Source organism: Rhizobium alarense (genome assembly GCF_021555155.1).
GTDB classification, from domain to species: Bacteria; Pseudomonadota; Alphaproteobacteria; order Rhizobiales; family Rhizobiaceae; genus Rhizobium_D; species Rhizobium_D alarense.
The window spans coordinates 63,714-69,544 of record NZ_JAKGBU010000003.1 but is presented as its reverse complement, the minus strand read 5'-3'; the positions used below and the strand labels follow the sequence as shown (position 1 = coordinate 69,544).

Annotated in this window: 7 protein-coding genes; 2 read left to right on the top strand and 5 right to left on the bottom strand. The window is 66.8% G+C overall.

What is annotated here, in order from left to right; all coding sequences use genetic code 11:
• Window positions 1-65: 65 nt before the first annotated feature.
• Window positions 66-383, bottom strand: a complete 318-nt coding sequence (locus LXM94_RS01710; protein ID WP_235769420.1) for a DUF2849 domain-containing protein — start codon at window positions 381-383, stop codon at window positions 66-68.
• 1 nt (window position 384) lies between these two features.
• On the bottom strand, window positions 385-1,821 hold the full coding sequence (gene cysG, locus LXM94_RS01705; protein ID WP_235769419.1) for a siroheme synthase CysG: 1,437 nt from the start codon (window positions 1,819-1,821) through the stop codon (window positions 385-387).
• A 215-nt stretch (window positions 1,822-2,036) separates the two neighbouring features.
• On the opposite strand from cysG, the gene LXM94_RS01700 reads away from it, so the two are divergent.
• Together LXM94_RS01700 and mazG are read left to right on the top strand one after the other, a co-directional pair.
• Window positions 2,037-2,624 (top strand): deaminase, encoded by a 588-nt coding sequence (locus tag LXM94_RS01700; RefSeq protein WP_235769418.1) that lies wholly within the window; start codon window positions 2,037-2,039, stop codon window positions 2,622-2,624.
• Between the two features lie 17 nt (window positions 2,625-2,641).
• Window positions 2,642-3,475, top strand: coding sequence for a nucleoside triphosphate pyrophosphohydrolase (gene mazG / locus LXM94_RS01695; protein ID WP_235769417.1), 834 nt, complete (start codon window positions 2,642-2,644; stop codon window positions 3,473-3,475).
• Between the two features lie 68 nt (window positions 3,476-3,543).
• Here mazG and hflX read toward each other — a convergent pair whose 3' ends face one another.
• The 3 genes from hflX to LXM94_RS01680 all read right to left on the bottom strand — a co-directional run.
• Complete coding sequence (hflX, locus tag LXM94_RS01690) at window positions 3,544-4,866, bottom strand: GTPase HflX (protein WP_235769416.1); 1,323 nt, start codon at window positions 4,864-4,866, stop codon at window positions 3,544-3,546.
• Window positions 4,867-4,943: 77 nt separating this feature from the next.
• Window positions 4,944-5,186, bottom strand: a complete 243-nt coding sequence (gene hfq / locus LXM94_RS01685; protein ID WP_235769415.1) for an RNA chaperone Hfq — start codon at window positions 5,184-5,186, stop codon at window positions 4,944-4,946.
• Between the two features lie 107 nt (window positions 5,187-5,293).
• A partial coding sequence (locus tag LXM94_RS01680; RefSeq protein WP_235769414.1) for an aminotransferase class IV occupies window positions 5,294-5,831 on the bottom strand: 538 nt, incomplete at its 5' end.

The following is a 5,831-nucleotide window of genomic DNA, read 5'->3' as shown; positions in this document are numbered from 1 at the left end:
GCGCGACGCGGTCGGCAACGAAGGCATGATCGAATTCATCGTAGCGGTACATGTCGGATCAATCCTCAGGCGGCCGTCGGGCCGGTCGCATGGAGGCCGGAATAGCCGGCCGCATAGGGGATGGACGGACCTTCGGCGCGGATGCGCTCGCGCATGCGCAGCGGACGAAGGACGCCCTCCACTTCTTCGACGTCGATGACGTTGACGTCAACCACTTTGTTGTCGGCATAGGCCTGCCTGCCGGTCGCCTCCAGCGCCTCGACGGCCTCCTTGTGGCGCGCCACGAAGGCGTCCTGCAGCGACTCGCTCCAGGCGCCGCTGGCGTCGAGCCAGACGGAAATGCCGTCCGAGAGGCGGTTCGCGGTCAGAACCTTTTCAGCCATGTCATGCTCCCACGTCTTGCGCGTCCACTGTCTCGCGCGCGGCGAGCGGGACGGACTGTTCGAAATTCGCACCGGCGACGGCATCGCCGATGATCACCATGACCGGACCGGTCAGCTCGTCTCGAAACTCGAGGTCCGGCAGGTCCTTCAGCGTGCCGTGCAGCAGCCGGCGGTCGCGGCGGCTGGCGTTTTCGACGACGGCGACCGTCGTCTCCGCCGGCAGGCCCGCCTCCATCAGCCGCGAGGCGACCGACGCGGCGACGGTGCGCCCCATATAGACGGCGATCGTCGCGCCGGAAATCGCAAGCCGCGCCCAGTCGGGCAGCACGGCGCCCGTCAGGTCGTGGCCGGTCGTGAAGACCAGCGACGAGGCGACGCCGCGCAGCGTCAGCGGCAGTTCGAAATCGGCGGCGGCCGCGAAGGCGGACGTGATGCCGGGTACGATCTCATAGGCGACGCCGGCCTCGCGCAGCGCCGCCATTTCCTCGGCGGCGCGGCCATAGACCAGCGGGTCGCCGGATTTCAGCCGCACGACCCGTTTTCCCGCCTTGCCGAGTTCCACCAGCAGGTCGTTGATCTCGTCCTGCGACTTCGAATGACAGCCCTTGCGCTTGCCGACCGAGATGCGCTCGGCGTCGCGGCGGCCCATGTCGACGATCGCCTGCGGCACGAGCGCGTCGAAGACGATCGCATCGGCCTCCATCATGACGCGCTGGGCGCGCAGCGTCAGCAGGTCCTCGGCGCCCGGGCCGGCGCCGACGAGCCAGACACGGCCTGCGGCGATGCCGCGGGCCGCAAACAGGTTCTCGGCCTTGCCGCGGGCGAGAGCGATATCACCGGCATTGACCGCATCGGCGACCGGGCCCGTGAAGAACCGCCGCCAGAACAGCCGGCGGGTAACGCCGCGCGGAATGCGCCGGTCGACGGCGCCGCGATAGTCGGCCGCCAGCGCGGCCAGCCGGCCAAGCGAGGGCGAGAGAAGCTGGTCCACCTGGGCGCGGATCATCTGGGCCAGCACCGGACCGGCGCCCTCCGTGCCGATCGCGACGGCGACCGGCGCGCGGTTGACCAGCGCCGGCGTGAAGAAGTCGCAGAAATCCGGCTGGTCGACGGCATTGACCGGAATGCCGAGCGCCCGCGCGGCCCGCGCGACCGCCTGGTCCGCCCGGGCGTCGCCGGTCGCGGCAAAGACGAGCACCGCGTCGCCGATGAGGTCGGCGGAAAAGGCCTGCGGAATGACCTCGATCGCCCTCTGGCGCAGCAGAGCGGCAAAGGCCGGCTCCGGCGCCTCGGCGACCACGACGATCGCGGCCTGCGTGTTGAGCAGCAGCCGGGTCTTGGCAAAGGCCTCGTCCCCGTTGCCCACGACAACGACCCTCCTGTCCGCGACGCGGAAAAAGGCGGGAAAGACGGAAAGCTGTTCGGTCTCGCGAGTCATCGGCATCCTGATTTCACTCGTGGCGACTATCGCGGATAACGGTCAAAAATTGAAGAAACAGAAATCCGCAGCCTTCCGGCGATCGGTATTCCTATGCTCGCTCCCCCGGCATTTTGAGCAAAAGTCTCCGGCGCGTCGCGCTGCCCTTGTCTGCCGCCTGCCGCAGCCGCTAAAGGAGAAACTGTCCGCCCGCAAGAAGCAGAAAAGGGAGACGCATGAACGGGACCCAACTCGCGGCACGCCTGCTGGACGTGATCGAAAACGACATCCTGCCGCTCACCGAGAAGGGCGTCGCCGCCGGCAACAAGGTGTTCGGCGCGGCGATCCTGCGCAAGTCCGACCTGTCGCTCGTTCTGGCGGAGACCAACAACGAGACGGAAAACCCGCTCTGGCACGGCGAGGTGCACACGCTGAAACGTTTCTACGAGCAGGCGGAGAAGCCCGACACGAAAGATCTCGTCTTCCTTTCGACGCACGAGCCCTGTTCCATGTGCCTTTCGGCCATCACCTGGGCGGGCTTCGACAATTTCTACTATTTCTTCAGCCACGAGGATTCCCGCGACAGCTTCGCGATCCCGCACGACCTGAAGATCCTGAAGGCGGTTTTCCGCCTCGATCCCGGCGGCTATGCGAAGACCAACGCCTTCTGGCGCTCGGCGGCGATCGCCGATCTCGTCGCCATTGCCGACCCCGAACCGAAGGCAGCGCTGAAGGCGCAGGATGCCCGCATCCGTGCAGCCTATGGCCGGCTTTCCGACAGCTACCAGTCCGGCAAGGCCGGCAACGCCATTCCGCTCAACTGACATCGCAGGACCGATCCATGCAGCCTTCCCGCGACATCAAGGGTCTGATCGACATCATGGCGGCTCTGCGCGCCCCGGAAACGGGCTGCCCCTGGCATGTCGTGCAGACCTTCGAGACGATCAAGCCCTATACGATCGAGGAGGCCTACGAGGTGGCCGACGCGATCGAGCGGGGCGACCGCGACGACCTCTGCGAGGAACTCGGCGACCTGCTGCTCCAGGTGGTCTTCCACGCCCGCATGGCGGAGGAGGAAGGTGCGTTCTCCTTCGGCGACGTGGTCGAGGCGGTGACGCGCAAGATGATCCGGCGCCATCCGCACGTCTTCGCACGGTCGGACGCCGATACGCCGGAAACGGTCAAGGCGCAGTGGAGCGTGATCAAGGAGGAGGAAAAGCGCGAACGCCGGGAACGCCGGGCGCATCGCGGGCTGCCGGTGGACGGCGAGGCCGGCTTTCTCGGCCCGGTGCAGCGCTCGTTCCCGGCCCTCGTCGAAGCCCTGAAGCTGCAGGAGCGTGCCGCCAGGGTCGGCTTCGACTGGTCGGAGCCCGAACCGATTCTCGACAAGATCGACGAGGAGGTGGCGGAGCTGCGGGCGGCGCTGCGCGAGGGCGACAGGTCGCGGGTCGCCGACGAGCTCGGCGACCTGATCTTCGCGCTCGTCAACATCGGCCGCCACACCGGCACGGATCCGGAAATGGCGCTGCGCGGCACCAACACCAAGTTCCGCCGCCGGTTCGGCCATATCGAGACCGAGCTCGCGCGCAACGGCGAAACGCTGGAGGCGGCGACGCTGGACCGGATGGAAGAGCTCTGGCAGGCGGCAAAGGCGATCGAGCGCCAGCTCGCCTGACGCCCGGAACGGCGGGCAGTCGCTCAGGCGATGGCGCAGCCTTCAGGCAACCTTCCCGGCGAGCGGCGTCAAACTTCCCAGTCTTCCAGCACCCGGCCCGGTCCGGTGCCGAGGCGGCGGTCGAGTTCGGTCGCTTCGGTCTCGGTCAGCCGGAGCTCGACGCGGATGCTGCCGTCCTCCTGGTCTTCGCGCGCGTCGACCAGCGAATGGTCGTAGATCCACGGCAGGATCTGCATCTTGCCGACCGGGACGACGACGTCGCGCGCGACGAGCGCCCCGGAGAGCCGCCGGTTGACTTCGGCGAGCAGGCGGTCGACGCCCGCGCCGGTCAGCGCGGAGACGGCGATGGTGTTCGGCGTCGTCGCGGCCTTCTGCACGAGTGCGTCGCGCGCCTCCGGCTCCAGCCCGTCGATCTTGTTCCAGACCTCGAGGATGCGCTCGGCGGCGTCCTTCTCGTCAATGCCGAGGTCGCCGAGGATGCGCATCACGTCGCCCGCCTGGGCGCCGTTGTCCGGGTCGGACATGTCGCGCACATGCAGGATCAGGTCGGCCTCCAGCACCTCCTCCAGCGTCGCGCGGAACGCGGCGACGAGATGCGTCGGCAGGTTGGAGATGAAGCCCACCGTGTCGGACAGGATGACGGTGCGGCCCTGTGGCAGTTTCATGCGGCGCAGCGTCGGGTCGAGCGTCGCGAAGAGCATGTCCTCGGCAAGCACCCCCGCCCCGGTGATGCGGTTGAACAGCGTCGATTTGCCGGCATTGGTATAGCCGACCAGCGCCACGATCGGATGCGGCACCTTCTTGCGCTTCGAGCGGTGGAGCTGACGCGTGCGGCGCACCTGTTCGAGCTCGCGCTCAAGCCGCACGATCCGTTCCTGCAGCAGCCGCCGGTCGGCCTCGATCTGGGTTTCGCCGGGACCGCCCATGAAGCCCGCGCCGCCGCGCTGGCGTTCGAGGTGGGTCCAGCTGCGGACCAGACGGCCCTTCTGGTAGTTGAGATGCGCCAGCTCGACCTGCAGCGTGCCTTCCTTGGTGGAGGCGCGGCGGCCGAAAATCTCGAGGATCAGGCCCGTTCGGTCGATGACCTTGGCGTTCCATTCCTTTTCAAGATTGCGCTGCTGCACGGGGGTCAGCGGATGGTCGACGATGACGAGGCCGGCTTCATGCTCGTCGAGCGCCGCCGTGATCTCGGCGATCTTGCCGGTGCCGAGCAGCGTGCCGGGCTTCGGCTGGCTGACGGCAACGAGCGCCGCATGCACGATCTCAAGGTCGATGGCGCGCGCAAGACCGACCGCCTCGGCAAGGCGCGCCTCGTCGGAACGCGTGAACGCGCCGGCCGCCTCGCCGCCGCCCTTCTTCTTCAGGACGGGTGCGATGACGACCGCGCGCATGTCGTCGCGGCGCCTTTCGGGCTCCGGAACGACCGACTCTTTCCGTGTCTCGTGCTTGCTAATGGGCTCTCACCTCGTCACGAGGCGCTTTCCTCGGGTTCGAACATCTGCATGGGCTGGCCGGGCATGATGGTCGAAATCGCGTGTTTGTAAACAAGCTGGGAATGACCGTCACGGCGCAGCAGCACGCAGAAATTGTCGAAGGATGTCACCACCCCGGTCAACTTCACGCCGTTAATGAGGAAAATCGTAAGGGAAATCTTTTGCTTGCGAACCGTGTTAAGGAATAGATCCTGCAAGTTCTGAGAACGTTCCGCCATCGCGCCGCTTCTTTCTTGATTGCCGATCCCGAACCGATCGGTTGACTGAATTCACATGTCCCCGTGAACCGTCCCGAAGGTTTTTCGGCGGTCCGTTGATTTTGGTATCAAATCGCAGTCTTCTCCGCAATGTCGAAAAAGGCCTCGCGGAGCTTCTGCGCGGTGATGCCGGGATGGCCGTTGGCGATGGTCGTTCCGTCGATCGCGACGACGGGAAAGCAGATGCTCGTCGCCCCCGTAATGAAAACCTCGCGGGCCGCCATCATCTCCGCCACGCCGAAGGGGCGCTCCTCGAAGCGCAGGCCGACGGAGGCGGCGACATCGATGAGGGTGGTGCGGGTAATGCCCCTGAGAATTCCATGTTCGGCCGGACGGGTCACCAGCGTTCCCGCCCTATCGACGATCCAGACATTGGTCGCCGCCCCTTCCGTCACCATGCCGTCGGCGCCGACATAGATCGCTTCCTGCGCCCCCGCGTCCTTCGCCTGCTGCCGGGCGAGGACGTTCGGCAGCAGGCCGACGGTCTTGATGTCCACCCGGTCCCACCGGTTGTCCGGCAGGGTTATCGCCCGGATGCCGCTGGCGTTCTTCTCGACGACGGCGCGCGGATCGGTGCTCTTCGCGGTGACGACGACCGAGGGCCGC